Below are 26,058 nucleotides of genomic sequence, written 5' to 3'. Positions count from 1 at the left end.
GCAATTATTCAACCAGCCTTAGTGCCCGTAACTGAGCACGCGCAGCAGCTTCCACTGGCCGCCGTCACGTTCCCACACCATCGAGAAGCGGTAGACGCTGCATTCTTCCGGCGCGCTGCCGGGCGGCTTGTTGCAGAAGCGGTGCTTCCCGATATGCATGGCGTGGTTGGGACCGGCGGGGTAGACCTCGACGGTTTCGAGCATCGCCTCGCGCCGGATGCGGTTGGGCTTCCTGAAGTTCTCTTCAAAAATGGCGATGTTGTCGGCGTAGCCGGTGACGCCGCTGCGGTCGTGGTAGAACTCGAGGCGCGGGCTGAAGCCGGCCTTCATCGGGCCGATGTCACGGTCGTTCAGGCCGCCGAACAGGCGCGCGTCGGCGGCCGTAATCTCGGCGGTCAGCTGCGTGTTTGCCGGTTCGGCGCCATGGGCGGCAGCGTTGGCTGCCAGCAGGGCGAGCAGGGCAAGGGTCTTGATCATCGCTTCTCCTTTGTAAAGGCCGCACTATGCCTGCGGCGGCGGACCGGATGCATCCACCTTCCGACGAACGGCAGCGCCGCTGGGTCGAACGGGCGAATCCGCCCGTCAGCTGTTGCGCCTGCCCCATGCTAAGATGGACGACTACGTATGGCAGCATCGGATCAACAGTGAAACACCGATTATTCCTCTTCGACCTGGACGACACGCTGCTCGACTTCCGGGCCTCCGAACAACTCTCCTTCGTGCGCACCATGCGCGCACTCGGCATGCAAGCCGAGCCCGACGGCCTGTTCCAGCAATACCAGGCGATCAACCTGGCCCTGTGGCGCGCCTTCGAGGCGGGCACGGTGAGCAAGGACGTGCTGAAGGTCGAGCGCTTCCGCCAGACCTTCGCGCAGCAGCGCCTGGACCTCGATCCGGAAGCTGCCAGCCGCCTGTACCTGGATTCCCTGTCCGAGACCGTGGTGCTGGTGGATGGCGCCCAGCGCCTGTGCGCCGCCCTGAGCGCGATCGGCGAAGTCGGCATCATCACCAATGGCGTGCACCACATCCAGCACAAGCGCATCGCCAGCTCGGGCCTGGGCGAGCACATCGGCTTCATCGCGACCTCGGAAGCCTGCGGCCACGCCAAGCCGGACAGCCGCTTCTTCGACTACACGGTGGGCATGGCGCGCAGCTTCAGCAAACACGAGACCATCATCGTTGGCGACCGCCTGGACGCCGACATCCTCGGCGCCAACCGCTTCGGCATCGACAGCTGCTGGTTCAACCCGGGCCGCCTGGCCAACGACGGCCTGGCGCTGCCGAGCTGCGAGGTCGCCAGCCTGGACGCAGTGCTGCCGGCCTTGCAGGAACTGGCTGCCACGCCATCCAGGTAAACGATTAACTTTACTTTTGACATCGGCGAATCGTCGATGCTATATTGCTCAGATCGTATTGGTAACGTTTCCAACAGGAGAGCAGATGAAGACGAGACGACAGGCGATCCAGATGCTGTGCGCCGCCAGCCTGGCGCCCGCGCTGATGGGGCATGGTGCGGCAGCGGCTCCGGCCAACACCTGGCAGGTGGTGACCACCGCCAAGGATGGGGGCAGCCGCTTCGCCACGCAGGCGCTGCCGCAAGCGCAGCCTTCCGGCCAGCCGCTGGAAACCGAGGTCGCCGTCTTCGTCGACAGCAGCAAGCGCTTCCAAAAGGTGTTCGGCTTCGGCGGCGCCATCACCGACGCCGTGGCCGAGGTTTACGCCAAGCTGACCCCGGCCGCGCAGAAGGACTTCCTGACCGCCTACTTCGACCCACGCCAGGGCCTGGGCTACAACGTGGTCCGCACCACCATCCACAGCTCGGACTTCAGCAGCGGCAGCTATACCTATGTGAAGGACGGCGACCGTTCGCTGGCTTCCTTCAGCATCGCGCACGACATGGAGCACCGGGTGCCGCTGTTGCGCCAGGCGCTGGCGGCCAGTAAAGCCCACGGCAGCCAGTTGCGCGTGTTCGCCAGCCCGTGGAGCGCCCCGGCCTGGATGAAGACCAACAACAACATGCTGCGCGGCGGCAGCCTGAACCCGGGCGACCGCGATCTCTGGGCCCAGTACTACGTCAAGTTCGTGCAGGCCTACGAAAAGGCGGGCATCCCGATCTGGGGCCTGTCGGTGCAGAACGAGCCGATGGCGACCCAGCGCTGGGAATCGATGATCTACACCGCCGAGGAAGAGACCCGCTTCCTGGGCGACCACCTGGGGCCGGCCCTGAAAAAGGCGGGCCTGGGCGACAAGAAGATCGTGGTCTGGGACCACAACCGCGACCTGCTGCCACAGCGCGCCGCCCACATCCTGTCCGACCCCAAGGCACGGCCCTACGTCTGGGGCGTGGGCTTCCACTGGTACGAGACCTGGACCAAGGGCGAGCCGATGCACGCCAACGTCGCCGCCGTGCATGAAGCCTATCCGGAAATCAACCTGCTGCTGACCGAAGCGACGGTGGAGAAATTCGACCCGGCCAAGCTGCAGCTGTGGGCCAACGGCGAGCGCTATGGCGGCGAGATCATCGCCGACCTGAACGCCGGCGCGGTCGGCTGGATCGACTGGAACATGCTGCTCGACAGCCGCGGCGGGCCAAATCACGTGGGCAACTACTGCTTCGCGCCGCTGCACGCCAGCGACGATGGCCAACTGGTGTACACGCCGAGCTATGCCTACCTGGGGCACTTCACCCGCTACATCAAGCCGGGCGCCCAGCGCGTGAGCGCGGCCAGCAGCCGCAGCGTGCTGGCCACCACTGCCTTCCGCAATACGGACGGCAGCCTGGCGATCGTGGTGATGAACAAGACCGACCAGGCACAGAAGTACCGCCTGATCGTGGACCGCAAGGAAGTGAGCGTCGACATCCCCGCCCACGCGATCCAGACCGTTCTGCGCTGAATCAATTAATGTTGAGCACGCATGAATACCGGCCGGTATTCATGCGCTGGCTTCATCAGCGCTTGATCGCGTGCAGCCACACCGCCGCGATCCGTTCCACCTCCTCGTAACCCGGTTCTCCCAGCTGGCCGCCGAAGATGTCCGGATCCAGCTCCTCGTAGCTCCAGTGGTCGCACTGCGTCTCCAGGTCCGGGCGGACGGCTTCCAGGAAGTCGTCGACCGGGCCCGCGATCGCCACTCCCGTGTACAGCATCAGGTGGCCGCCTCGGCGCAGCCGGCCCAGGCTTTCCTTGACGATCCGCACCGACAGCTCGGCGCCGCGCATGTCGCCGCCGTGGCGATAGGCCAGCTCGCTGGGGTCCAGCACATAGGGCGGGTTCGAGACCACCAGGTCGAAATCCCCCTCCAGGCCGTCGAACAGGTCGCTGCGGCAAGCCTGCAGGTTGTCCAGGCCGGCAAGGCGCGTGTTCACCACGGTGAGCGCCAGGGCGCGGGTATTGATGTCGGCCCCGATCACTTCCGCATGCGGGAACGCGCGCGCGATCGCGAGCGCGCCGGCGCCGCCGCCGCAGCCGATGTCGACCGCCCGCGTCGGTCCCGCCGCCAGCCAGGGGAAGGCGCGTTCCATGGTGCCCACAAAACGGTAGGTATCGGGACCGAAGAACACCGCGTCGTCCTCCTCGGTTGGGTAGGCCGAGTGGAACACCAGCATCTCGCCCAGGGTCGAAGCACGCAGGGTCGAGCGCAGCAGGGCGCCGTCCTGTTCCACGATGCCCGCTTCGCGCATCAGGCCCAGCAGCTCGGCGTCGATGTCAGCGGGCGCGAACGGCCGGCTCCAGCCGAAGATCCCGCGCAGGTCGGCAGCACGCTCGTTGCCCGGACGGCGGTTGATGCGTCGGTGGGTGGACGGGGTGACCGTGATGAAACGGTAGTCGTGCGCGCGCAGGTAGCGGCCGACGGCGAGCAGGGCATTGGCGTGGGGGCTTGTCATGCCTTGAAGCGTCGCATGGGACGGCCTAAAACGCTGTGCGCCAGCTAACACGAACGCTGGCTTGATTGGTGGAAATTTCCTCTGCAATGTGAATACGCGAACAGTCCGAACCCAGGCCGCCGCCCATACTCGCTTCTACTGGGGCATTGGAGACGGGAACATGGCGAACAGGGAAGAGATCGAAAGACCGGCAGGCCGGGTCGAACGCGAAGTGGAACGCGAGCGCCGCGAGCGCGCATTGCACGACGACGCGCGCGCCGGGCTGGCGCCGCTCGAAGAGGAATTCCGGCTGAAGGATGCGCGCGAGCGCGCCGACACCAGCAACCTGAAGCGGCACCCGAGCCGCTGACCGGACCGCAAAACGAGGAGACGCACATGAAATGGGAAGGTGACCGACAGAGTGACAATGTGGACGACCGCCGCGGCATGGGCGGTGGTGGCGGCTTTGGCATCGGCGGCAAGACCGTGGGCATCGGCACACTCGTCATCGCGCTGATCGGCAGCGTGTTTTTCGGCATCGATCCGAGCGTGATCCTCGGCGGCGGTGGCGGACCGGTGGCGGTCCAGCAGGGACCGCAAGGGCAACAAGCCCCGCGCCAGACCCCCGCGAACGACCGCGAAACACAGTTCGTCAAGACCACGCTGGCCTATACCGAGGACGTCTGGACCCAGGTCTTCAGCGCCCAGGGCGCGCAATACCAGCCCACCGTCCTGACCCTGTTCGAAGGGGCGACCCAGACCGCCTGCGGCACCGGGCGCAGCGCTACCGGCCCGTTCTATTGCCCGGCCGACCGCCGGGTCTACATCGACCTGGATTTCTTCCGCCTGATGGAGCAGCGCTTCAAGGTGGCGGGCGAATTCGCCCAGGCCTACGTGATTGCGCACGAGGTGGGCCACCACGTGCAGAACCTGCTGGGCATTTCGGACCAGGTCCACAACGCCCAGCAGCGCGCCGGCGAGCGCGAAGGCAACGCGCTGTCGGTGCGGCTCGAGCTGCAGGCCGACTGCTTCGCCGGCCTCTGGGCCAACCGCACAAACCAGCGCGAGCAGATCCTCGAGAAGGGCGACGTCGAGACCGCGCTGGCCGCCGCCACCGCGATCGGTGATGACGCCCTGCAGCGCCAGTCGCAGGGCACGGTGGTGCCGGATTCATTTACCCACGGCAGCTCGGCGCAGCGCGTGCGCTGGTTTACCCGCGGCCTCGAGACCGGCAGCGTGGAGCAGTGCAATACCTTCGAGGCGCGCCAGCTGTAAGGTCCTCTTGTAGGAGAACTTCCCGTTGATCCTCATGGGCGGGGCAAACCCGGCAAAATTGCCCCGTTCGTTTCCGTGCGCGTATCGCCATCCCGAAAAAATTAGCATAACGTCACTCCACGCTTCTGCTCGCCACGTGGCGGGCAGCCTGCACTGTCGTTAACTTTATCGAGGAGGAGTTATGCTGGCAATGAACTACCGCGGGCCCTACCGCGTCCGCGCCGATCACAAGCCCGACCCCGTCATCGAGCACCCGGGCGACGCCATCGTGCGCGTCACCCGGTCCTGCATCTGCGGCTCGGACCTGCACCTGTACCATGGCCTGGTCCCCGACACCCGTGTCGGCCACACCTTCGGCCACGAGTTCATCGGCGTGGTGGAGGATGTCGGCTCCGGTGTCCAGAACCTAAAGGTCGGCCAGAAGGTCCTGGTGCCGTTCAACCTGTTCTGCGGATCCTGCTTCTTCTGCGACCGCGAACTGTACGGCAATTGCCACAACACGAATCCGCAGGCGACCGCAGTGGGCGGCATCTACGGCTACTCGCACACGGCGGGCGGCTACGATGGCGGCCAGGCCGAGCTGGTGCGCGTGCCGATGGCCGACGTCGGCCCGATGGTGATCCCCGACGACATCCACGACGACGACGCCGTGCTGCTCACCGACGCGGTGCCAACCGGCTACCAGGCCGCGGAGATGGGCGACATCAAGGAAGGCGACACGGTGGTGGTGTTCGGCGCCGGCCCGGTCGGCATTTTCGCCGCCAAGTCGGCCTGGCTGATGGGGGCAGGGCGCGTGATCGTCGTCGACCACATCGAATACCGCCTCGAGTTCGTCAAGCGCTATGCCCAGTGCGAGGTGATCAATTTCAAGGAAGTGCCGGACATGGCCCTGCACATCAAGAAGATGACCGACTGGCTGGGCGCCGACGTCTGCATCGACTGCGTCGGCTGCGAAGCCTCGGGTAGCGCCATGCAGACCATCACCGGCCGCTGGACGATGATGCAGGCGGGCGCCGCCACCGTGCTGCACTGGTGCATCAACTCGGTGCGCAAGGGCGGCAATGTGTCGATCGTCGGCGTCTACGGCCCGACCTTCAATGCGGTCCCGATCGGCAATGCCCTGAACAAGGGCCTGACCCTGCGCATGAACCAGGCCAGCGTCAAGCGCCACCTGCCGCGCCTGATCGAGCACATCCGCGCGGGACGCCTGAATCCGAAGGAGATCATCACCCACCGGGTGCCGCTGGAAGAGGTGTCGGACGCCTATCACATCTTCTCGGGCAAGCTCGATAATTGCATCAAGACCATCCTGATCCCGCCGAACGCGAACCAGGTGAAAGCGGTCGCGGCCAGCGCACTGCATTAAGGAGCGAACATGGAACCACGCAGCGATATCCAGCAACACGATCATCACCACGCGCACGGCCACGACCACGACCACGGCCACCTGCAGCAGCACCCGAGCCAGGGCCAGCTCGCGCCGCGCCGTCCCTCGCGCCAGGAACTGCAGCACATCAACGGCTGGGGCGCCGACCTCGACCGCAAGGACCGTCCCGCGGTGCCGATGGAGCGAACGCCGCCGCGCTTCATCCACCAGCCCGAAGGCGAGCTGCCGCAGCAGCCCGAACGGGTGGAAGTGCTGGTCTCGCCGGAACGCCCGGGCATCACCCAGATCTTCGGCACCGTACAGCCGCCTTCGGGCCTGTCGGGCATGATCCGGCGCCTGGCCTTCAAGTCCACCGAGAACGACCTGCGCCACTGGCTGCTTCTGCTGCTGGCCGACCGCGTCAACGTGGTCGAAGGCGTGGCCGACGACCTGGCGCACGGCCGCGTCCCGAACGTGCTGGGCGAAATGGGCATCAAGGCCGAGATCAAGCACAACCCGGCCGGGCTGGCCAAGAAAGCACTGATCACCACCGCGGTGGTCGGCGCCGCCTGGTATCTGCTCAAGAACCGCGACCGTGACGATGATCGTTATGAAGATGATCGTTACGGCAAGCGCTACTACCGTTAAGTCCCCGCAGTCCCGCTGGAGCGCAAAATCTTGCGCTCCAGCAAATCCTTTCTGCTGAGCTCGTCCAAACTGTCCGATGCGTGGTCCCTTCCTGGGCCGCGTCCCCACGGACGGAGACGAGATGAACCCGCACACCACTTTCCCGGCAGCGCTCCTCGGCGCCGCCTTGCTGCTGGCGCTGCCGCAGCCTTCCATCGCGGCGCCGACGATGAGCCCGCCCACGACGCTGAGCCGCAGCGCGAAATCCTCGGTGCTGGCGCAGCTGGTGGCGGCGCGCCAGGCCAAGGGGCTGGACAATGACCACCATTACCGCATCACGTCCCAGCATCCGGGCGCCAATGGCACCCAGATCCTGCGCGCCGCCCACACCTGGAAAGGCCTGCGGGTCTTCGGCTCCGATTCCGTCGTGGTGCTCGACAAGTCGGCCAAGGTGCTGTCCGAATCGGCTTCGGAGCGCCGCCAGCACCTTGGCGCCGGCAGCTCGAACCGGCTGGGCGCGCTGACCGCGAGCTTCAGCGTGCAGCCGCAGATCAACGGCAAGGCCGCGATCGCCGCGGCGCTGGCCTCGCTGGCCCCGACCCTGGGGCAGAGTGCGGTCAACGTGGTCAAGCCCACGGCCGAACTCCTGATCTACCCGGTGATGCGCATGCAGCGGGTGGTCGGCGCCGGCGCCAAGGAAGAGGCGGAACTGAACGCCCTCGACGTGCAGGAAGTGGTCGAGCGCTATGAGCTGGCCTACCTGGTGCGCACCCGCATGCGCCTGGGCGAGCAGCCGGTCTATTACGACACCATCGTCAGTGCCCGCGACGGCGCCGTGCTCGACCAGTGGAACGTGCTGCAGACTGTGGTCGGCGTGGGCAAGAGCCAGTACAACGGCGAAGTCCCGGTCAGCACCACGCTGGCGAACGGCAGCTACCAGATGCTGGACCCGGAACGCGGCAAGGGCGGCACCTTCGGCGCGATGGCAGTCACCAACGCCAACAACGGCAGCAGCGCCGGCAAGGTCTACACCAATGCGACCAATGTCTGGGGCGACGGCAAACAGTTCATCGAGGGCACCAGCACCCTAGGGGCGAATGGCCAGACCGCCGCCGTGAACGCGATGTGGGGCCTGATGAACACCTACGACGCGCATAAGAACGTGCTGGGCTGGCTGGCGCTGGACGGCAAGGACACCGCCACCTATATCGCCGCCCACGTCAACCGCGGCTACGACAACGCCTATTACAGCGACACCTGCCGCTGCATGTTCATCGGCGACGGCACCTATTTCACCAGCCTGGGCGCGATCGACGTGGTCGGCCACGAAATGGGCCACGGCATCACCGCCGCTACCTCAGACCTGATCTACTCGGGCGAATCGGGAGGTTTGAACGAATCGAGCTCGGACATCTCGGGCGAAGTGGTGGAGGCTTATGCGCGCGCCGGGGGCAAGGGCGACAAGTTCCCGGAAGAGGGCAACGACTGGCAGCTGGGCACCGAGATCAGCAAGAACGCCACGCCGCTGCGCTGGATGTACCGCCCCAGCAAGGACGGCAGCAGCCCGGACGCCTGGAGTACCTCGCTACGGCGCCTCGACGTGCACTACAGCAGCGGGCCGAACAACCGCATGTTCTATTTCCTGTCTCGCGGTTCAAAGGCCGACAGCGCCGGGGATTACTTCAGCAAGTACCTGGTCAAGCAGCCCACGGCAATGACCGGCATCGGCCTTGATAAGGCCTTCCGCATCTGGTTCCATGCCAACACGACCAAGTTCAACTCCAGCACCAACTATGCGAACGCGCGCGCCAAGATGATCGAGGCGGCGGAGGAGCTGTACGGCAAGGACAGCAAGGAATCCATCGCCGTACAGCGCGCCTACGCCGCGATCAACGTCGGGCCGGATGTGGACGAGCCGGGCGCGATCGCGACGCCATAACTTTCATCATAAATCGCATTGAACTATCAAGGCCGCCATCAGGTGGCCTTTTTATTGGCGCATAGTTCATACAATCTAGATGGACCTCCGTAGGTGCTTATCTTTTAACTAATACCATGATATTTTTAGTTGTAACGTATGCTAAGTGATAGACTTAAAGAAACGTTATGAGTTGGAGTGAAAATGCGACCTATCTTTGCGATTGTTTATCAGTCAGGCTATCCCACAGAAGCTTTCCGAGAGTTTTCAGATGCGTTACGGCGCGAAAATCTGACTATCCACCTAGAAGAACGCCAACCGCTAGGGCCTATGGCGGGAGTTATGTGGATGATGATAACTGGAGCATTTGTCTATATTGGAAAGTCCTATTTCGACGGATTTCTTAAAGAAATTGGTAAAGAACACTATCAGCTCCTGAAGGCGAGATTGGCGGAACTTACAACTAAGACGATGGATATCCCTAGGATCGAGCCGGTTCTTGTCGGTACCGCAGGCAAGGTTGAAGAAGATGATCCATATACAATGGCATTTTCTATATATGTTGAGATGCGCGACGGCAGTCAAATAAAACTCTTGTTGCCAAAGAATGATGGGAGTATCGATTATTCTCAAAGAACTGGAGTTTTCTTGGATTTTGTTAAGCGATGTTACGAGGATGGTGATGCGGTACTGAACGAGGCTGGCATCCAACCATCAAAACGCCCTGGCATTAATCCAATCACCGTTGCCTTCAATTCCAAGTCTGGAAAGATCGAATTTCAAGATCCGCGTCCAAAACACCTGCGTGATAAGTGAGTGTTTTGTTTCTTCAGGCGTATTCAAACAATAGGTAGAGTATGGATGACTTGATTACAACGATGAAGGCTCAGTTATACGAGCGGGTTGCAAGCCCATTAACTGTTTCATTCATTTTGTCATGGTGCTTGTGGAACTTCCGGTTGATAACAATTCTGCTGTCCAGTCTGGAGCCCGAAGCCAAATTTAAAATTATCGACACGGTCCTGTATCCTGACGCTTGGAGCTTTTGGCTGCACCGACTTGTGGGACCAATCGCCACCTGTCTTCTATATGTGTTTGTATATCCGTATCCTGAGCGATTGGCATTTTTTTGGACAAAGAAGAAGCAGAGGGCATTGAAGGATATACAAGTCTCGCTCGATAGCGACGTGCCGTTGAGCCCGGAGCAATCCCGTGATTTGCGTTTGAAATGTAAGAAAACTGTCGAGGATACTCAATCAATAATTGACGAGCACATCGGGCAAGTCACAGCATTGAACCGTGAACTTGCACAGTTACGTGCGCAAATCACTACGCAGAATTCGCAAATCCACCAGCTGGAACGAGCTAGCGGTGAGATAAACCTAAATGTAACCCTTGCACAAGTTCTCGGCACAATTAAACATGCACCGAACGTGCGGGATGAAATAAGAAGAATTAGTGGTGTTGAATCTTTAGGGCTAGACGACACGCTGAATGATCTGTCGCAACTAGGCTGTATTCGCCAGTTCGATAGTGTGAATGAACGTGGACATGGCGTGCATGGATGGGCGATTACCCAACTCGGTCTAAAAGCATTAGATGTTTACTTAAGTAAACAAAATGACACCGAGCTTGCTTTGTCGGTTCCAAATAACTGTCAGTGAAGTCGCTAACGCTATAAGGCAGCGAGCGCGGTCATTCTACGAAGCATCCGTGAAAGCAGCCGTACGTAAATCCGCCTTGGCATGCTCGCACGGAAATTAGAAAGTTTCCTACTTCTTACTACGGGCCGGCGTCCACCAGCAGCGGATACGGATTAAGCGGCGTCCCTTTCCACCACTGCTTTTCAGGCGTCAGCTCGAACACGGCGAAGTGCAGGTGCGGCGCGTTCGGATCGGCATTGCCGGTCACGCCCACATAGCCGAGCAGGTCGCCGCGCTTGAGCTCCATGCCCTCCTTGACGCCGTCGGCGTAGCGGTCCAGGTGCGCGTAGTAATACGCGTACTTCTCGTTCGGATCGAACTGATAGAGCGTGGTGCCGCCAGGTTTACTGGTGAACAGCTTGGCCACCTTGCCGTCCGCCGCCGCCAGCACCGGCGTGCCTTTCGGCGCCATGATGTCGAGGGCTTCGTGGTGGCGCTGGTTGCCGCGCGGCTGGTCGAAGGTATCACTGAGATTGGCCAGCTTGATGCCCTGCACCGGCACCGCCAGCTTTCCATGCACGGCGGTGGCAGCGGCGTCTGCCGGCGCCTGCGGTGTGCCTGGCGCGACCGCCGCCATCGACGGGCGCAGCGGCAGGTCGACGTCGCTCAGGTCGGCCTGCACCGTCGGCGGGCCCGGCAGCTGGGGCTCGATCTGCGCCGCCGGCACGCCGACCGGCGGCGCGGTGCTGGCCACCACGGGCGCCGGTTCGTCGGGTACGGCGCGCAACACCACGAACAGCCCGCCGGCGCCGACCAGCACGCCGAGCAGGAAGGTCATCAGCCATCTCATGTCATCCTCCGTCAGGGTTTATACAGGGTTCAGCTCTCCAGTACGACTTCCAGGCCGGCGCTGACCGCAGCCGCCACTTCGGCGGCGCTCCAGTTGGTCAGGCGGATGCAGCCGTGCGACTCGGTCTTGCCGACGTGGGCCGGGACCGGCGTGCCGTGGATGCCGTAGTGCTCCTTGGACAGGTCGATCCAGACCACGCCCACCGGATTGTTCGGGCCCGCCGCGATCTTCGCCTTCTTGTCGCCCGGCTCGGCATCCCAGAACAGCTTCGGGTTGTAGTTGTAGGTCGGATTGGCGTGCACGCTGTTGATCTTCCAGGTGCCGATCGGGAGCGGGTCGTTGGCGCTGCCGGTCGACACCGGATACTGGGCCAGCAGGGCGCCGGCGGCGTCGAACAGCTGCAGCACCTTCGGGCCGTCCTTGACCACGAGCTTGGCCGCCTTCGGCAGCGGCTGCTTGCCATGCACATTCGGCACCACGATCTGCTCGCCGGCGCGGGCCAGGTCCTTGCCCTGGTTGAGGCGCTGGATCAGGGCCGGGCTGGCGTGGAACTTCTCGCCCAGTCCTTCGCTCACATTCGCATAGCCGAGTTCGGGCAGCTTGGCCTTTTCCATCATGTCTTCCGGCACCGGACGGAAGGGGCCGGCCACGTCGGCTTCGACCAGGGTGTAGGTCACCAGGTGCGGGCTGTTGTCGGTGTTCAGGGCGTTCCAGGTAGCCTCGTCCAGCTTGCCGGTGACAGGCAGCTTGCGCGACGCCTGGAAGGCGCTCAGGGCCTGGCGCATGTTGGAGCCGTAGGCGCCGTCGATTTCGCCTGGCGAGAAGTAGTTGCGGTCCAGCAGAACCTGGGCGCGCAGGTTGCGTTCGAATTCGGCTTGTTTAGCGGTGGCCGGGTTGACCGGTGCGCCGGCCTGGGCTGGCTGCTGCGCGGGTACCGCAGCGGCCTGCTGTGCCTGGGCCAGGGGAAGGGCGCCCAGCAGGGCGGCGACGAGGATGGAGGCGTGCGATTTGGTCATTTTGGTTTCCTGCAATGCTTACTTTTGGAAACCTCAGCTTAGTTTCGCGCCGGGCATGGGTCTGTGCGTGAACGAACTCAAGCAACCGGCGTCAGCGGCGCTACAATCGCGTCCATGAGCGTTCACACCATCGTGCTGCTGCCTGGCGCCATCGGCTTCGAGGCGGACGGGCAAACCAGCATTCTCCACGCGGCGGAAAGCGCCGGCATCGAGCTGCCCAGTTCCTGCCGCAATGGCACCTGCCGCACCTGCATCTGCCGTGTGCGCAGCGGCGAAGCCCGGCATCTGATCGAGTGGCCGAGCCTGTCCTTCGACGAAAAGCGCGAAGGCTGGATCCTGCCCTGCGTGGCGGTCGCCGAAAGCAGGCTCGAGCTCGAGGCGCCGCTGGCGCGTCGGGTCGTATTCGACTAGCGCGCGGCGCGTCCGAGCGCCTGCTCGATGACGCCCAGCACCTGCGGCCAGGCTGGCGAGCTGGCCGCCACCTCGTCGTAGTGGCTGGCGCCCGGCAGGATCACCACCGTGGCCGCATCGCCGGCCTTGCGCGACCGCGCCGCGTAGTCGTGCGCCACGCGCGGCGGCGAGATCGTGTCCAGCTCGCCAGTGACGAGCCAGGTGCGGCTGCCGTTCGGCATCAGTTCCGCCGCGTTGGTGTCGACGAACACGTCGGGACGGCCGGGGCTCGGCGTACCGGCCAGTTCCGCGGTGTCGCGGCCGCAGCTGGACTTGATCAGGGCCGCTTCGTTGCGCAGGTCGGCCAGGCCGCCGAGGCTGACGACGGCCGGTATCGGCAGCGGATTGGCGCGGTGCAGTGGGCTGCTTGCCGCAATCCGGCCGCGTCCCGCCATCCATTGCACCAGTTGCCCGCCCGCGGAGTGGCCGACGGCCACCATCTGCTTGAGATCGAGCGGGTAGCGCGCAGCCTGGGCAGCCAAGAGGTCGAGGGCCGCATGCATGTCCTGGTAGGTGCCGGGATAGCCGCCGCCCGGCTCGTCGCTGCGGCGATACTCGACGTTCCACACCGCGATGCCGCGCTCGGCCAGCGCGCCGGCCATGTTGCGCAGCTGGGTGATGCCGCCGAACTGGCTGGTCCAGCAGCCGCCATGCACCAGCACCGCGACCGGGAACGGACCTTTACCTGTGGGCAGGAACAGTTCGGCAAATTGCGAAGGCGCTTCGCCGTAGGGAATGCGGGCGGTCGGCGCCGGGCCGCTCAGGGCCAGGTACTCGGCTAGTTTCATGGGAGTGGCAGCGTGGACGCTGCCCGCGAACAGGGCGGCCAGCAGGAGGGGACGGAATTTCATGTTCGGCCAAGGAATGGTTGAGCAGCCACTATAGCCGAGGATAGGGCTGCGCGCACGATTGAAAACCCGGCAATGGCATCCATGCTAGGCTCCATCCAAAGCCAACCACGTTGACAAGGAGGAGTACGATGAGCCAATCGAAATCAGGCGGCAGCCAGACCAACAAGCAGTCGGACAACATGTCGGAGGAAGACCTGGCCAAGCAGCGCGCAGGCAAGAGCGAGAAGAGCAGCCACGACCACATGTCGCGCCAGAAGGCCGGCAAGGGCGAGGGCGCCGGTGGCGGCGCCAAGCAGAAGGCGCAGCGCTGATCGACGCCCGCACACGCCGCCGCACGGCGGCGTGTGCCCACATCATCCCGAGAGCTTGACCATGACCATGCTTGCTCAAGAAAACAAGCTGCACGGATCACCCCCCGTGCATGCCCACAGTACCCCTGATCCGGACGTCCCCGATCAGAAACCGACGCCCGACCCGCGCCCGCCGGTGCCGGACGACGTGCCCGACCCGGTCAACGCACCGGTCGAGGAACCGCGTTACCCCGAGCCGCCGATCCGCGCGGACTGAAGCGATCGTTCAAGCCGGACGGGCGCGGGCGTGCAGCCTGTAGCCCGCCGGACTGGACATGTAGAGCCAGCCGAACAGCACGCTGAAGACCAGGAAAATGCCGACGTTGAGCCATCCGGATTCCGGCGCGAAGGCGTAGGTCAACTGGCGGAACAGGGAAACCAGGAAGCAGATCGACAGCGCCACCAGGTTCCCGATCAGCACGTAGTGGATCTCGGCGATCTGCGGCGCGTTGCTCGCTGCCCAGTTCATCACACCCCATCCCAGCAGCATGGCGCCGGTCAGCATGGCGAAGTACATGCCCGATCCTTCCACCAATTCCGAGCGGTACATGTCCATCAGCGTGTTCGGCGCGACCACCAGGATAATGCCGTATAGGGTCGCAACGACCGCTGCGCTTCTCAAGATGATGCGATGGTTCATGATCTTCCCCCTGTGCGTGAAGACCGTCCGCATCCATGCGCGGACGTGCCGCAACCCGGGCGGGCTGCCCATTCAGCATAGGATGGAAACGCGTCAGTGCAAGCTGAACCGACGGGAGAGGCGTGCAACCGGCCGCGGCGGACCGGCCTGTCGGGTCGGGACTTCAGGAAAGCGGCTTGTCCTGCTTGCCGCCTGAAGGCGGCAGCGGCGGGATCTCGCGAATCATCTCTTCGGTTTCCAGTTCTCCAGGCGACTTCTCGCCGCTGCCGATATCCGATTCGTGCAAGACGTTCGGGCCTTTGGCCGCGGGATCGACCTGGCGGGTCGGCTGATTCATGGTGTGCTCCAGTTGGTTTGTCGATGGGACGATCCTAACAAAGCCGTGCTCCCGTCGGCGCGCGGGACGCCGCGCAACAGTTCCGGCCCGACGGAGTAGCGGGCCGATCCATGTCATATCCATGACACGTTGGCCTGCCTATAATCGATGGAGACAAGCAGCGGGAGGAGACCATGGGCCACACCTTGTACAACACGATCTACCTGGGCCGCAGCCGGCTCAGCCTCTCCCGCCGGGCCCGCCTGGCACTGGTGCTGGGCGTCGCGGCGGGCGCCGGACTCGGCTGGCTGGCCCTGCGCGCCTTGCGGGGATAGGCGCTAAGGCTTGCCCTCGGCGGGCGCCTTCGGTACCATGACGCGCCCTGACCGAGAGAAACAAGAATGAAGAACGAACAACTGACGACGGACGAATACGACGCGCTGGAACTGGTACGCCGCGGCGTCAAGCGCGACAACCCAGGCGCCTGCGTGGGTCGCAACCTCAAGCGCCTGTCGGGAATCAAGATGATGGAGACCACCCGTGACGGGCGGATCGTGCTGACGGAGAAAGGTCAGCAGGTGCTGTTCCTGCGCCGCTGCATTGCATCGCTGACGGCGCTGGCGGACGATCCGCAGGCGGCGCTGGATGCCGACGTGCTGCGTTTCCTGAGCCTCAAATCGCACATCGCGCCAATCGACGGCGGCGGCTACGCGCTCACGGACAAGGGCCGCGAGTCGCTCGAGGACATCGCGCGCCAGCAGCAGGCGCGCAAATAAGCGCCTGGCCGAACCTGGAGCGTCTAACAAAACCCCTGGGGCAAGGCGCATCGTCGAAGACAGTACGCCAGTACGGCGAGACGATGCAACGCCGACCCAGGGGGAATTGTTAGGCGCTCTTAGTTCGCGCGGCGGCGGTTCGGGTAAACAAGCACCCGCACCGCCACTTCCGCCGGCACGTTCATCGTCGCCAGGAATTCGGCTGCACGCTGCAGGCCGAGCGTGGGGATCGATGCCACGGCCTGATTGATCAGGTCGCGCGTGCGGATGTCGGTGCGCTGCCGGCGGACGCTGTTGGAGTCGGCGGCGCTGGAAACCGAGGCGAGCTCACCGGTGTCGTTCATTATCATAAAATATCCGTATGTCCGGGGTTGCTAAAGAGACACGGCTATTTTAAGGCCAACAATATTGAAAAGGCCACAACTAAATAGCTTTAAAACTATTTTTCTACGGAAATTTGCGCTAGATCAGGCAGGAATGGCGTCCGGCGCCACATCCGGGGCCAATTCCACCACAGCGGGGCGCGGCGGCGGCAGCGCGCGACGCTGTAGCAGCAGCTGTTCGAACTCCTCGGCCGGCAGCGGCTTGCTGAAGAAATAGCCCTGCATTTCATCGCAGCCATGGCTGCGCAGGTAGTCCAGCTGCTCGGCCGTTTCCACGCCTTCCGCGATCACGGCCAGCTTCAGGTTGTGGGCCAGCGCGATGATCGAGGTGACGATCGCGGCGTCGTTGGCGTCGTGGGTGATGTCGGCAACGAAGGAACGGTCGATCTTCAGCACGTCGATCGGGAAGCGCGACAGGTAAGACAGGCTCGAATAGCCGGTGCCGAAATCGTCGATCGACAGGTTCACGCCCAGCGACTTCATGCGGTGCAGCAGCTCCACCGCCGGCGTCACATCGCTCATGAACAGGCTTTCGGTCAGTTCGATTTCCAGGCAGTCCGGATCCAGCATGGTATCAAGCAGCACCGCTTCCAGGCCGGGGATCAGGTCGACGGCGCCGAACTGGCGCGCCGACAGGTTGACCGCGACCCGCAGGCGGCCCAGGCCCGCATCCTGCCAGGCCTTGTTCTGGGCGCAGGCGGTGCGCAGCACCCAGGCGCCGATCTGGACGATCAGGCCAGTTTCCTCGGCAATCGCGATGAAGCGGCCCGGCGGCACCATGCCCAGCTCCGGATGGCGCCAGCGGATCAGGGCTTCCATGCCGACGATCTGGCCGGTCTTGAGGTCGACCTGCGGCTGGTAGTGCAGCACGAATTCGTTGCGTTCGAGGGCATTGCGCAGCGCACTTTCGATGCGTACGCGTTCCATCGACTCCTCGTTCATGGCCGGCGTGTAGAACTGGAAGTTGTTGCGCCCCATCTTCTTGGCGCTGTACATCGCGATGTCGGCGTGCTCGATCAGGCTGTCCGCCGGCGTGCCTTCGCTCGGGTAGACCGCCACGCCGATCGAGCAGGTGACGAAGAATTCCTTGGTGCCGAGCATGACCGGCTGGGCCACCGAATCCATTACGCGCTGCACGATTTCCGGCGCGAGCGGCTCGTCGTGGTGCTCGGACAGGATCACCACGAATTCGTCGCCCGACAGGCGCGCCACGGTGTCGGTATCGCGCAGCGAGCCGGTCAGGCGCGCCGCCACCGTCATCAGGAGCACGTCGCCGGCCTTGTGGCCCATCGAATCGTTGACGAACTTGAAGCGATCGAGGTCGATCAGCATCACCCACATCGGGCGGCCGCTGCGGTTGGCGTAGGCGATCGCCTGGCTCAGGCGGTCCTGCAGCAGCGAGCGGTTGGGCAGGCCGGTCAGCACGTCGTGCTGGGCCACGTGGTGCACGCGCTGCTCGGTCAGCTTGCGCTCGGTGATGTCGCTGCCGGTGCCGCGATAGCCGATCAGCCCGCCATGTTCGTCGAACACGGGCTGGCCGTTGACGCAGAACCAGCGGGTGTCGCCGTGGGCGTCCTGCACCTGGTACTCAAGATTGGCGAAGGGCTCGTGGGCCTTGACTTGGGCGATGTGGGCGCGTCCGACCTCGGTGTCGAGCAGGCCCGGCGCGTGCTCCCAGCGGGTCTTGCCAAGCACGGTCTCGACCGCCAGGCCGGCCTTTTCGGTAAAGCCGCCGGTGACCATGGTGAAGCGCAGGTCGCGGTCCTGCTCCCAGTACCAGTCGGAGGACATCGAGACCAGCTGGCGGAAGCGCTGCTCGCTCTGCTGCAGGGCGCGCTCGGCGCGCTCGCGTGCGGCCATGTCTTCGACCAGGCGGCGGTTGGTGCGGCGCAGGTCGGCGGTGCGCTGGCGCACGAGCTGCTGGACTTTGCGGGCGCGCTGGCCGGACGCCTGCACGAAGGCCGTACCCAGCAGGGTCATCAGGATGCCGCCGACCAGCAGGGCGGTCGAGGCCATGTGGTCTTGCAGGAAGGGCCGCGGCGCGCTGGCCACTTCGATGCGCCAGGGCTTGCCGGCAATGTGCAGCAGCTTGCTGCTGTAGCCGGTGTGGCCGGGCGACATGAAGCCGGCCAGCCAGCTGAGATCCGGTTTGCCGGTGTCGCCGGTGGAGAACATCAGGCGGCCGGGCCCGGCGAATTCGCCGGCGTACACCGACACGAAGATGTCGCTGGCGTTCTCGCGCGGATCGAGCAGGCCCGTGGCAGCGAGCGAGGCGCGCACCAGTTCCGGGCCGCGGATCACGACGGCGGTGTCGCCCGCCAGCTGGCCCTGGCGGTCCAGCACCGGCATGATCAGCTCGAAGGCGGGCTGCTGCTGGTCGTCCTGGGCCAGCTGGAACAGTTCGGTGGCGGCGGCGCGGCCCTCGCCGCGGGCGAGCGCAAGCGCGCTCATGACCTGCACGTTTTCGGTGATGTTCAGGCCGAAGGCGCGTTCATTGCCGGCCATTGGCTCGATGTAGTCGACGATGTGGTAACGGGAGCGCTGCGGCGCCGTGACCAGGCCCTCGGGCTGCAGCTCGGTGAACACGGTGCCCGGGCGCACCCGCTGCAGTTCGCGTTCGACGGCCGCGCGCTGCTCATGCGGCACCGAGCGGTGGAAATTAAAGGCCTGGATGTAGCGGTGGCGCTGCAGCAGCGCCGCCGTGAAATCACGGAACTGCTCGCGGCTGACCGGCTCGCCGCGCGCGAACAGCTGGTTGGTCACGGTCAGTACTTCGACCGCTTGGTCGATCCCCTGGCGCACCGCCGCCACGCGCTCGTCGGCGCGCTGGGCGAACTCGAGCCCCATATTGTCGTACTCGAGGTGGCTCACCCCCAGGAACAGGGCGCCGGACGCAGCCAGGCCGCCCCCGAGCGTGAGGGCCGCCGCAAGAGTCAGCGACAGGGGGAGGCGGCGCGGCATGGATGGGTCCAGAATTCCATAAAGAAGGCTTGCCAGCAGGCATCAATACGGGAAGTGTGTCACATCCGGGTGCAATTCGGCAAACAAAATATGGCGTTTCGGTTACTCCTCATGCACGCCGGATGGGCGCTCATGGCGCCCGCCGCGCCAGCCAGGCCACCACGCAGCGGGCCAGCAAGTGGTTCAGCAGGCCGGCGCCAAGGCCACGGTTGTGCAGGCTATCTCGCAGGAAACGCAGAGGGCGGCCGGGTCCGGCGCCGAGCTGGGAAGGGCGCTGCGCGAACACGATCTGGTTGTTGCCGGCGCTGCCCGACAGCCAGCAAAGATGGCCGTCGAAGGCCGTGTCCAGGCGTTGCAGCGCGGTCACATAGTCGGGATCATAAGTGAAGATGTTGACGGCCAGGACGCCGCCGGGACGCAGCAGGCGCCGGCAGTCGGCATAGAACCCGGCGCTCGACAGGGCAGGGGGCAGGCCGCTGGCGTCGAAGCCGTCCACCAGCAGCACGTCGGCGCTGGCCGCGGGCGCCTGCGCCAGCCAGGCCGCCGCATCGCAATGCAGCACGCGCAGGCGCGCACCGTCCGGCGGGACCTGGAATTGCTCGCGCAGCGCGATCACATCGGCGCGCACTTCCAGCACCGTGATGCGGGCGTTGGGAAAATGGCGGTGGCAGAACTTGGCCAGCGAGCCGCCGCCGAGCCCGACCATGACGATGTGGCGCGGCCGCGGCGCGAGCAAGGCGAAGCACATCATGGCGCGCGAATAGGACAGGATCAGCGCTTCCGGCCGCGATAGCCGCATCTCGCTCTGGATGTCGCCGGGCGTGAATTCGAGCGTGCGGCGGTCGCCCCGGGTGGTGACGATCGGAGCCGGGAGTGGGGAGGGAGACTCGGGCGACGCGGACATGGCCTCCAGTATAGGTCAGCCGGGGTGGCTCGCGGGTTGGCTTGTTCTAAGGCATGGCTTTCTGATAAGCTGATCATTCGACAAAGGAAACCTGCATGTTCCTGGACCATCCTTCGATTACCGCCACCAACGCCCAAACCGAACCCGACCGGATCGAGCGCCTGCAGCGCGTGTACGGTTACGCGATGGCCCTGGCCGACGCCGCCGGCGACACCGGTTTCGTCGACAAGCTGACCCAGCTGCATGACCACAAGGGCACCTTGATCGTGTTCTGGCACTCGGCCCCGTCGGCCGAAGAGCAGGACTATTTCAGCCGCGCGTGGGCCAGCAAGGTCGGCGACGGCACCAACCTGGTCGAACACGAGTACTGAACAATCTTGACATCATGACGAACCTGGACGCGACCACGATGGTGCTGGTGCTGGCCCTGGGCAACCTGGCCCTGTGCGCGGTACTCACCTTTTTCGACCATGGGCCGGTGCGGCCCGCGGCCTTGTCCGCCTGGGCGCTGTCGAAGCAGGTCCAGGCCGGCGCCTGGACCCTCCTGGTGCTGGGCGGCCTGGGCGTGGTGCCGGAACCGCTGGCGCTGCCGGGCGGCTATGCGCTGCTGTTCGCCGGCGTCGCCGTCGAGGCCGGCGCTGCCTGGGAAGAAGCGGGCCGCCACGGCTGGCGTCGCCCCACGCTGCTGGCCGGTGGCCTGGCGATCCTGGCCTTCCTCGTCTGCTACCTGATCGACGAGCAGGGCCTGCGCAGCCTGGCCGCCTCGCTGCTGCTCGGCGCCCTCTACCTGAACGTGGCCGCCGCGCTCGGCGCCGGCTGGCGCCAGGCCAGCCTGCTGCAGCGCTTCCTGGCCCTGCTCACCGCCGCCCTGGCGCTGGTGGTGGCCGCGCGCGGCCTGTCGGTCCTGCTACTGCCGGGCGGCTGGCGCTGGCTCTCCAGCGACCTGCTGCGCCAGCTGTCCAGCGTCGCCCTCTACGTCCTGATGCTGGCCAACGGCTTCGGCATGCTGCTGCTTGGTCGCGAACGCGCCGGACGCGAGCTGGCGCGCCTGGAAGTAGTGGACCCGCTCACCGACGTGCCGAACCGACGCGGTTTCTTCAATTCCCTGGCGCCGTGGATGGCGCTGGCGCGCCGACCGGGCCTGCCGACCGCGCTGGTGGTGCTCGACCTCGACCAGTTCAAGCGCGTCAACGACGGCTACGGCCACCCGGCCGGCGACGCCGTGCTGCGCCACGTGGTGGAGCTGTGCAAGCGCCAGCTGCGCGATTCCGACCTGGTCGGGCGCCTGGTGGGGGTCGAGTTCGCCATCCTGCTGCCGCGCACCAACCTCGACGAGGCGACCCTGGTGGCCGAGCGCATCCGCGCTGCGATCGCCAGCTCGCCGGTCAAGAGCGAGCGCGCCATGATCGCCATGACGGCCAGCTTCGGCGTCACCGTCATTCGCCCCGAGGACAGCACCGTGACCCTGTTCCAGCGTGCCGACGACGCCCTGCGCGCGGCCAAGGACGCGGGACGCAACCGCGTCAGCCAGGCGGTGCCGGCGCCGGTCGAGGCCTGAGTCTCCCATCTGGAGGAGAGCGCAGCCTGCCAACGTGACAATCTGCGTATTTCAGCGCCTGTCGTTCTGGTAATTTTGATCATCGATCGGAACGAAAGGTGGCCGCATGCTGAAACACGTCATTCGCAGCGCTCTGGTACTTTGCATGCTGACCGCCGGGGTGGCTCAGGCCCAGGCCCAGGTCGCCGCTCCCGCCGTCGACGCGAAACTCGGCTTCGATGCTGGTTCCCACATCAGCCTCCAGGCGCTGAGTCCCATCCAGGTCGAGAACCTCGCCATCGCCGCCAAGGTATGGGGATTCCTGAAATATCATCACCCGGCGGTGCGGAGCGGCCAGCATCAGTGGGACTTCGAACTGTTCAGGGTGCTGCCGGAGCTGCTTGCGGCAAAGGACCGTGGGGGCGCTGATGCCGTCCTGCAGCGCTGGATCGCCAGGCTCGGCCCGGTTGCGGACTGCAATCCTTGTGCGAGCCTGAACCAGCAGGATTACCAGTCGCTCCCGAGCCTCGGCTGGCTGAACGACACACGTCTGTTGAGCGGTGCGCTGCGAAACGATTTGAACAGGATTTATCGGCAGCGCAGCGGCGCCCCGACCCAGCACTACGTCGCCATCCATCCGCAGCTCGGCAAGCCGGTGTTCGACAGCGAGGCCGAATACAAGGGCATCGCTTTCCCGGATGCCGGATATCAGCTGCTCTCCCTGTTCCGCTTCTGGAATATCGTGGAGTACTGGTCGCCCTACCGCGACCAGGTCGGCGAGGACTGGAACAAAGTGCTGCGCCAATCGATCGCGCCGGTGGCGCTGGCAAAGGATCGTGCCGGCTATGAGCGGGCGATGCTCGCGCTCATGGCGCGGGTCAACGATACGCATACCAACCTGTGGAGCTCGCTCCATGTGCAACCGCCGGTTGGCACGTGCAGGCTTCCCGTGCTGCTTCGCTTCATCGAGGGACGTGCGGCGGTCCTCGCGTACGGGGACGAAGAGGCCGGGGCCGCAAGCGGACTGCAACGCGGCGACCTCATCGAATCCATGGACGGGGTGCCGGTCACCAGGCTGATCGACTCCTGGCGCCCGTTCTACGCGGCTTCCAACGAGGCGGCGCGGCTGCGCGACATCGGCGCCGGGATGACCAAGGGGTCTTGCGGCCCATCGACGCTCACGGTGCGGCGGGACGGCGAGCTCAAGGAAATGGTCGTTCCCCGGGTCCGGTCCGGCAACAAGCGCATCACGCACGACCGGCCGGGCGACACCTTCCAGCTCATCGGCGACGACATCGCCTATATCAAGCTGTCGTCCATCAAGCGCGACGACCTTGCGGGCTACATGGAACGCGCCGCCAAGACGAAAGGCCTGGTCATCGATATCCGGAATTACCCATCGGACTTCGTGCCTTGGATCCTCGGGCCGTACTTCATCGACAAGCCGACCAGATTCGCCCGTTTCACCCACGCAGATCCGGTCAACCCCGGCGCGTTCAAATGGATGCCTGAAGTCGAGCTGCCGCTGCATCCCACCGGTTACTCAGGCAAGGTCATGGTGTTGGTCGACGAAATGTCGCAAAGCCGTTCCGAATATACGGCGATGGCGCTGCGTGTCGGACCTCGGGCCAAGGTGATCGGCAGTACCACGGCAGGCGCCGATGGCGACGGAACCTGGATTCCCTTGCCCGGTGGTCTGCGCTCCCTGCTCAGCGGTACCGGGGTGTTCTACCCCGACAAGCGGCCCACGCAGCGCATCGGCATCGTTCCCGACATCGAAGTCAAGCCGACGATTGCCGGTATCCGCGCGGGCCGGGACGAAGTGCTGGACGCCGCAATCGCCGAAATACGCCGCTCCGATTGAAAAATTGCGTCGGGCCGTCAGGACCGATATCCGCCACAGTCGTTTGGAGAGATGCGATGCGCCGATGGGTGTTCCTGCTGGTCTTGTCAATCGTGCTCGCCGGCTGTTCCGGCAGGCAGAACGTAGCGCCAGCGAACGCGCCCGCACTGGCTGAAGTACGCGTCGACCACAAGCGCGCCGCCTGGATTGCCTACGAACATGCGATCGCGCTGGAACTCCCCTCAGGGCAGACACGGCAGGTGTCCGAAGCCGTTCAGCATGCCTGTGCGGCGCTGCCCGAACGTGCTTGCACCTTGCTGGAAGCGAGCATTCGCGCCGGTGACGAGGCGGGCGCCACCATCCGGATGCGTGTCAGTCCCGATGGCGTCAACAAGGTCCTGAGCGCATTGGATGGGCGTGGCACGGTGGTGGAGCAGTCGAGCAAAGGCCAGGACCTGGCCGAGCCGATCGAGAACGGTGAGCGCAAGATGGCAATGCTGACCGGATACCGCGACCAGCTCCAGACCCTGGCCCGCCAGCGCGCACTCGACGCAGAGGCACTGATCAAGCTGCATCGCGAGCTCGCCGAGGTGCAAAGCCAGATCGACAGCGCAGCGAACTCCCAGGCGCAGCTACGCAGGAGAGTGGATACCGAACTGCTGACGGTAGACCTGCACGAACGTGTGAAGGCGAGGCAGGGCGACAAGGTCAGGCAGGCTGCAGAAGATTTCGGAGGCGACTTGCTGCAGGGCGTGGCGATGCTGATCACCTTCGTGGCATCGACGATTCCGTTCGTATTGGCCGGTACCCTTGCATATGTCGTGTGGCGAAAGGTGCGCAAAGGTCGCCGCAAGGCTGCGAACGGGCCCGATGAACCCTGAAGCGGCGGCGCCGTGCAAGAAGAACGTCCGTCAACGCATCAATCAGACCGCTATGTGGCCAAGCTTAAAACCCGCTGTTGCCTTGCTCTTGATCTCGCTGTCGTTGAGCCTTGTGTCGAGCTGGGTGCCCGCACGAGTGATCGACATCGTTCCCGGTTCCGAAGACTGTCAGACAGGTTGCCTGGCCGCTGCCGCAGGCTGGCCAGTGGCTTATATCGTCGACGGTCACGGTCTCTCGCCGGGAGGTTCGGCTGATCTGATCGGCATGTTGCTGGGTCTGGACCGGCTGGATGGTCCACGCGCCCTTGGTAACTGGCTGTTCTGGTTAGTCATGGCCTGGGTCGTTCGCGCGGGTCTCGCCGCTTGGCGCGGGCGCGCGTGATAGCACTCAGTATCCTCATTCAATGGGCGTTTTGGACCTTGATATTTGTTCTGTTTCGAGAAGCCTTCCTTAAGAAGAGACGGTGACAGTCCCAATAAATTCCAGAAATCGTTTGTGTCACGCCCAGGTCCGCACGTCACATTCCCGTCACATCCCGGACGTATCCTGCCGCAACCCCGCTGCAGGATCACCCATGATTCCCGACTCTCCCGATACCCCACGCTACGCCGCCGTCGAACTCGGCTCCGACAGCTTCCGCCTGCACGTCGGCCGCATCGACCACGGCGAACTGGTGCTGGAAGCGACCCTGAGCGAACGGGTCGCGCTGGCCGCTTCCTTCGAGGACGACGGCAGCCTGTGCGAAGCGGCAATGCGGCGCGCACTCAGCTGCCTGCGCGAGTTCGCCGATACCCTGGACGCCTGGCGCCCCCAGGCGGTACGGGTCGTGGAGACGGCCGCGCTGCGCATGGCGCGCAATGCGCCAGTCTTCCTTCCGGCCGCCGAACGCGCGCTGCGCCGCCCGATCGAACTGGTCGCGGGCGGCGAGACCGGGCGCCTGGTCTACCTGGGCGTGGCCAGCACCCTGGATGGCGCCGACGCGCCCCCCGATGCACCGCGCCTCGTGGTCGACATTGGCGCCGCCTCGACCGAGCTGGTGCTGGGCCGCGGCGCCACCGTCGAGCGGGTCGAATCCTTCCCCGTCGGCGCGGCGCGCCAGAGCCTGAGCTTCTTCGCCGATGGCCGGATCGATGCCGCCGGCTTCGACGCCGCGGTGCGCTCGGGGCGCAGCCGCTTCGCGGACTCCGTGCTGGCCGGGCGCGGCTGGGCGCTGGCCCATGGCGCCTGCGGCACCGTGCGCGCCCTGAGCGAGATCGCGCATGAGGACGGGATCGAAGGAGGGCGCCTGACACGGGCCTGCCTGGCCGCGCTGCGCGAGCGTTTCCTGGAGGCCGGCCACGTCGCGCGGGTGCGCCTGGCCTGGCCGGCGGCGGCGCGCGCCCCGCACCTGGCGGGCGGACTGGCCCTGCTCACGGCGCTGGTCGAGGAGTGCGGCTTGCGCGAGGTGGCCCCGGTCCATGCCGGGCTGCGCGTGGGCGCGCTGTGGGACCTGCACCGGCGCGCCGCCCTGGCCGCGGCGCCGCTCCCCCCGCTGGGCCGTCGCCTTGGCGAGGAATGTCGTTTTCCACGCTAAACACCTGTTTTTACTGTTGTTTGGAAACATCT

General features: G+C 64.9%; 30 protein-coding genes. 20 read left to right on the top strand and 10 right to left on the bottom strand.

The genetic code is table 11. From position 1 onward, the window contains the following. Window positions 1–18 precede the first annotated feature (18 nt). On the bottom strand, window positions 19–477 hold the full coding sequence (locus GV068_RS00785) for a nuclear transport factor 2 family protein (RefSeq protein ID WP_159695545.1): 459 nt from the start codon (window positions 475–477) through the stop codon (window positions 19–21). Window positions 478–644: 167 nt separating this feature from the next. Here GV068_RS00785 and GV068_RS00780 point away from each other — a divergent pair, with 167 nt between their 5' ends. Beyond that, window positions 645–1,355 carry a YjjG family noncanonical pyrimidine nucleotidase gene (locus GV068_RS00780; protein ID WP_159695544.1) on the top strand — a complete coding sequence of 237 codons (711 nt, stop codon included), beginning with the start codon at window positions 645–647 and terminating at the stop codon, window positions 1,353–1,355. Window positions 1,356–1,440: 85 nt separating this feature from the next. Continuing rightward, window positions 1,441–2,895, top strand: a complete 1,455-nt coding sequence (locus GV068_RS00775; protein ID WP_229463566.1) for a glycoside hydrolase family 30 beta sandwich domain-containing protein — start codon at window positions 1,441–1,443, stop codon at window positions 2,893–2,895. Window positions 2,896–2,950: 55 nt separating this feature from the next. Here GV068_RS00775 and GV068_RS00770 read toward each other — a convergent pair whose 3' ends face one another. Then, the gene (locus tag GV068_RS00770; RefSeq protein ID WP_159695543.1) at window positions 2,951–3,886 is read right to left on the bottom strand and encodes a class I SAM-dependent methyltransferase; all 936 of its coding nucleotides are present in this window, start codon (window positions 3,884–3,886) and stop codon (window positions 2,951–2,953) included. 160 nt (window positions 3,887–4,046) lie between these two features. Between GV068_RS00770 and GV068_RS00765 the strand changes: the two genes are divergently transcribed. The 7 genes from GV068_RS00765 to GV068_RS00735 all read left to right on the top strand — a co-directional run bounded on the left by GV068_RS00765 (window position 4,047) and on the right by GV068_RS00735 (window position 10,715). Next, the gene (locus tag GV068_RS00765) at window positions 4,047–4,235 is read left to right on the top strand and encodes a hypothetical protein (RefSeq protein ID WP_159695542.1); all 189 of its coding nucleotides are present in this window, start codon (window positions 4,047–4,049) and stop codon (window positions 4,233–4,235) included. A gap of 26 nt (window positions 4,236–4,261) precedes the next feature. Continuing rightward, on the top strand, window positions 4,262–5,140 hold the full coding sequence (locus GV068_RS00760; RefSeq protein WP_159695541.1) for a neutral zinc metallopeptidase: 879 nt from the start codon (window positions 4,262–4,264) through the stop codon (window positions 5,138–5,140). Between the two features lie 181 nt (window positions 5,141–5,321). Next, window positions 5,322–6,506 (top strand): zinc-dependent alcohol dehydrogenase, encoded by a 1,185-nt coding sequence (locus tag GV068_RS00755; protein WP_159695540.1) that lies wholly within the window; start codon window positions 5,322–5,324, stop codon window positions 6,504–6,506. Window positions 6,507–6,515: 9 nt separating this feature from the next. Further along, complete coding sequence (locus GV068_RS00750) at window positions 6,516–7,154, top strand: hypothetical protein (RefSeq protein ID WP_159695539.1); 639 nt, start codon at window positions 6,516–6,518, stop codon at window positions 7,152–7,154. Between the two features lie 121 nt (window positions 7,155–7,275). Next, window positions 7,276–9,072, top strand: a complete 1,797-nt coding sequence (locus GV068_RS00745; protein ID WP_159695538.1) for a M4 family metallopeptidase — start codon at window positions 7,276–7,278, stop codon at window positions 9,070–9,072. Between the two features lie 183 nt (window positions 9,073–9,255). Further along, window positions 9,256–9,867, top strand: coding sequence for a hypothetical protein (locus GV068_RS00740; RefSeq protein WP_159695537.1), 612 nt, complete (start codon window positions 9,256–9,258; stop codon window positions 9,865–9,867). A 41-nt stretch (window positions 9,868–9,908) separates the two neighbouring features. Further along, on the top strand, window positions 9,909–10,715 hold the full coding sequence (locus GV068_RS00735; RefSeq protein ID WP_159695536.1) for a hypothetical protein: 807 nt from the start codon (window positions 9,909–9,911) through the stop codon (window positions 10,713–10,715). Between the two features lie 118 nt (window positions 10,716–10,833). Here GV068_RS00735 and GV068_RS00730 read toward each other — a convergent pair whose 3' ends face one another. Continuing rightward, complete coding sequence (locus GV068_RS00730) at window positions 10,834–11,544, bottom strand: M23 family metallopeptidase (protein ID WP_159695535.1); 711 nt, start codon at window positions 11,542–11,544, stop codon at window positions 10,834–10,836. A gap of 29 nt (window positions 11,545–11,573) precedes the next feature. After that, window positions 11,574–12,560 (bottom strand): L,D-transpeptidase, encoded by a 987-nt coding sequence (locus GV068_RS00725; RefSeq protein WP_159695534.1) that lies wholly within the window; start codon window positions 12,558–12,560, stop codon window positions 11,574–11,576. Between the two features lie 114 nt (window positions 12,561–12,674). Between GV068_RS00725 and GV068_RS00720 the strand changes: the two genes are divergently transcribed. Then, complete coding sequence (locus GV068_RS00720; protein ID WP_159695533.1) at window positions 12,675–12,971, top strand: 2Fe-2S iron-sulfur cluster-binding protein; 297 nt, start codon at window positions 12,675–12,677, stop codon at window positions 12,969–12,971. On the opposite strand, the gene GV068_RS00715 is transcribed toward GV068_RS00720, so the two are convergent. Continuing rightward, on the bottom strand, window positions 12,968–13,861 hold the full coding sequence (locus GV068_RS00715) for an alpha/beta hydrolase (protein ID WP_159695532.1): 894 nt from the start codon (window positions 13,859–13,861) through the stop codon (window positions 12,968–12,970). The genes GV068_RS00720 and GV068_RS00715 overlap by 4 nt on opposite strands. Before the next feature lie 128 nt (window positions 13,862–13,989). Between GV068_RS00715 and GV068_RS00710 the strand changes: the two genes are divergently transcribed. Then, entirely contained in the window at window positions 13,990–14,172 is a 183-nt protein-coding gene (locus tag GV068_RS00710; RefSeq protein ID WP_159695531.1) for a hypothetical protein, read from the top strand. Window positions 14,173–14,278: 106 nt separating this feature from the next. Then, complete coding sequence (locus tag GV068_RS00705; RefSeq protein WP_159695530.1) at window positions 14,279–14,428, top strand: hypothetical protein; 150 nt, start codon at window positions 14,279–14,281, stop codon at window positions 14,426–14,428. A gap of 9 nt (window positions 14,429–14,437) precedes the next feature. Here GV068_RS00705 and GV068_RS00700 read toward each other — a convergent pair whose 3' ends face one another. Together GV068_RS00700 and GV068_RS24860 are read right to left on the bottom strand one after the other, a co-directional pair. Then, entirely contained in the window at window positions 14,438–14,851 is a 414-nt protein-coding gene (locus tag GV068_RS00700) for a hypothetical protein (protein ID WP_159695529.1), read from the bottom strand. Window positions 14,852–15,014: 163 nt separating this feature from the next. After that, window positions 15,015–15,188, bottom strand: coding sequence for a hypothetical protein (locus GV068_RS24860; protein ID WP_201303224.1), 174 nt, complete (start codon window positions 15,186–15,188; stop codon window positions 15,015–15,017). A 173-nt stretch (window positions 15,189–15,361) separates the two neighbouring features. Here GV068_RS24860 and GV068_RS24855 point away from each other — a divergent pair, with 173 nt between their 5' ends. Both GV068_RS24855 and GV068_RS00695 read left to right on the top strand, forming a co-directional pair. Then, window positions 15,362–15,502 (top strand): hypothetical protein, encoded by a 141-nt coding sequence (locus tag GV068_RS24855; protein ID WP_201303223.1) that lies wholly within the window; start codon window positions 15,362–15,364, stop codon window positions 15,500–15,502. A gap of 66 nt (window positions 15,503–15,568) precedes the next feature. Further along, a complete protein-coding gene (locus GV068_RS00695; protein ID WP_159695528.1) occupies window positions 15,569–15,943 on the top strand; it encodes a hypothetical protein in 375 nt (124 codons plus the stop codon). 119 nt (window positions 15,944–16,062) lie between these two features. Here the strand turns inward: GV068_RS00695 and GV068_RS00690 are convergent, their stop codons facing one another. From GV068_RS00690 to GV068_RS00680, 3 genes are all read right to left on the bottom strand, one after another. Further along, complete coding sequence (locus GV068_RS00690) at window positions 16,063–16,287, bottom strand: hypothetical protein (protein WP_229463564.1); 225 nt, start codon at window positions 16,285–16,287, stop codon at window positions 16,063–16,065. 123 nt (window positions 16,288–16,410) lie between these two features. Continuing rightward, window positions 16,411–19,287, bottom strand: coding sequence for an EAL domain-containing protein (locus GV068_RS00685; RefSeq protein ID WP_159695526.1), 2,877 nt, complete (start codon window positions 19,285–19,287; stop codon window positions 16,411–16,413). 130 nt (window positions 19,288–19,417) lie between these two features. Beyond that, window positions 19,418–20,191: a fused MFS/spermidine synthase gene (locus GV068_RS00680; protein ID WP_159695525.1), complete on the bottom strand. Its 774-nt coding sequence runs from the start codon at window positions 20,189–20,191 to the stop codon at window positions 19,418–19,420. Between the two features lie 95 nt (window positions 20,192–20,286). On the opposite strand from GV068_RS00680, the gene GV068_RS00675 reads away from it, so the two are divergent. From GV068_RS00675 to GV068_RS00650, 6 genes are all read left to right on the top strand, one after another. After that, complete coding sequence (locus tag GV068_RS00675; RefSeq protein ID WP_159695524.1) at window positions 20,287–20,562, top strand: hypothetical protein; 276 nt, start codon at window positions 20,287–20,289, stop codon at window positions 20,560–20,562. 14 nt (window positions 20,563–20,576) lie between these two features. After that, a complete protein-coding gene (locus tag GV068_RS00670) occupies window positions 20,577–21,749 on the top strand; it encodes a diguanylate cyclase (protein WP_159695523.1) in 1,173 nt (390 codons plus the stop codon). A gap of 106 nt (window positions 21,750–21,855) precedes the next feature. After that, on the top strand, window positions 21,856–23,592 hold the full coding sequence (locus GV068_RS00665; RefSeq protein WP_159695522.1) for a S41 family peptidase: 1,737 nt from the start codon (window positions 21,856–21,858) through the stop codon (window positions 23,590–23,592). Between the two features lie 56 nt (window positions 23,593–23,648). Further along, window positions 23,649–24,452: a DUF4349 domain-containing protein gene (locus GV068_RS00660; RefSeq protein WP_159695521.1), complete on the top strand. Its 804-nt coding sequence runs from the start codon at window positions 23,649–23,651 to the stop codon at window positions 24,450–24,452. After that, complete coding sequence (locus GV068_RS00655; protein WP_159695520.1) at window positions 24,442–24,834, top strand: hypothetical protein; 393 nt, start codon at window positions 24,442–24,444, stop codon at window positions 24,832–24,834. The genes GV068_RS00660 and GV068_RS00655 overlap by 11 nt, the downstream gene beginning before the upstream one ends. Window positions 24,835–25,027: 193 nt before the next feature. After that, the gene (locus GV068_RS00650; RefSeq protein WP_201303222.1) at window positions 25,028–26,026 is read left to right on the top strand and encodes a hypothetical protein; all 999 of its coding nucleotides are present in this window, start codon (window positions 25,028–25,030) and stop codon (window positions 26,024–26,026) included. The last annotated feature ends 32 nt before the right edge of the window (window positions 26,027–26,058 follow it).

It is taken from the genome of Massilia sp. 9I (assembly GCF_902506415.1).
Classification (GTDB): Bacteria; Pseudomonadota; Gammaproteobacteria; order Burkholderiales; family Burkholderiaceae_D; genus Telluria.
This window is presented reverse-complemented; position numbering and strand designations above follow the sequence as displayed.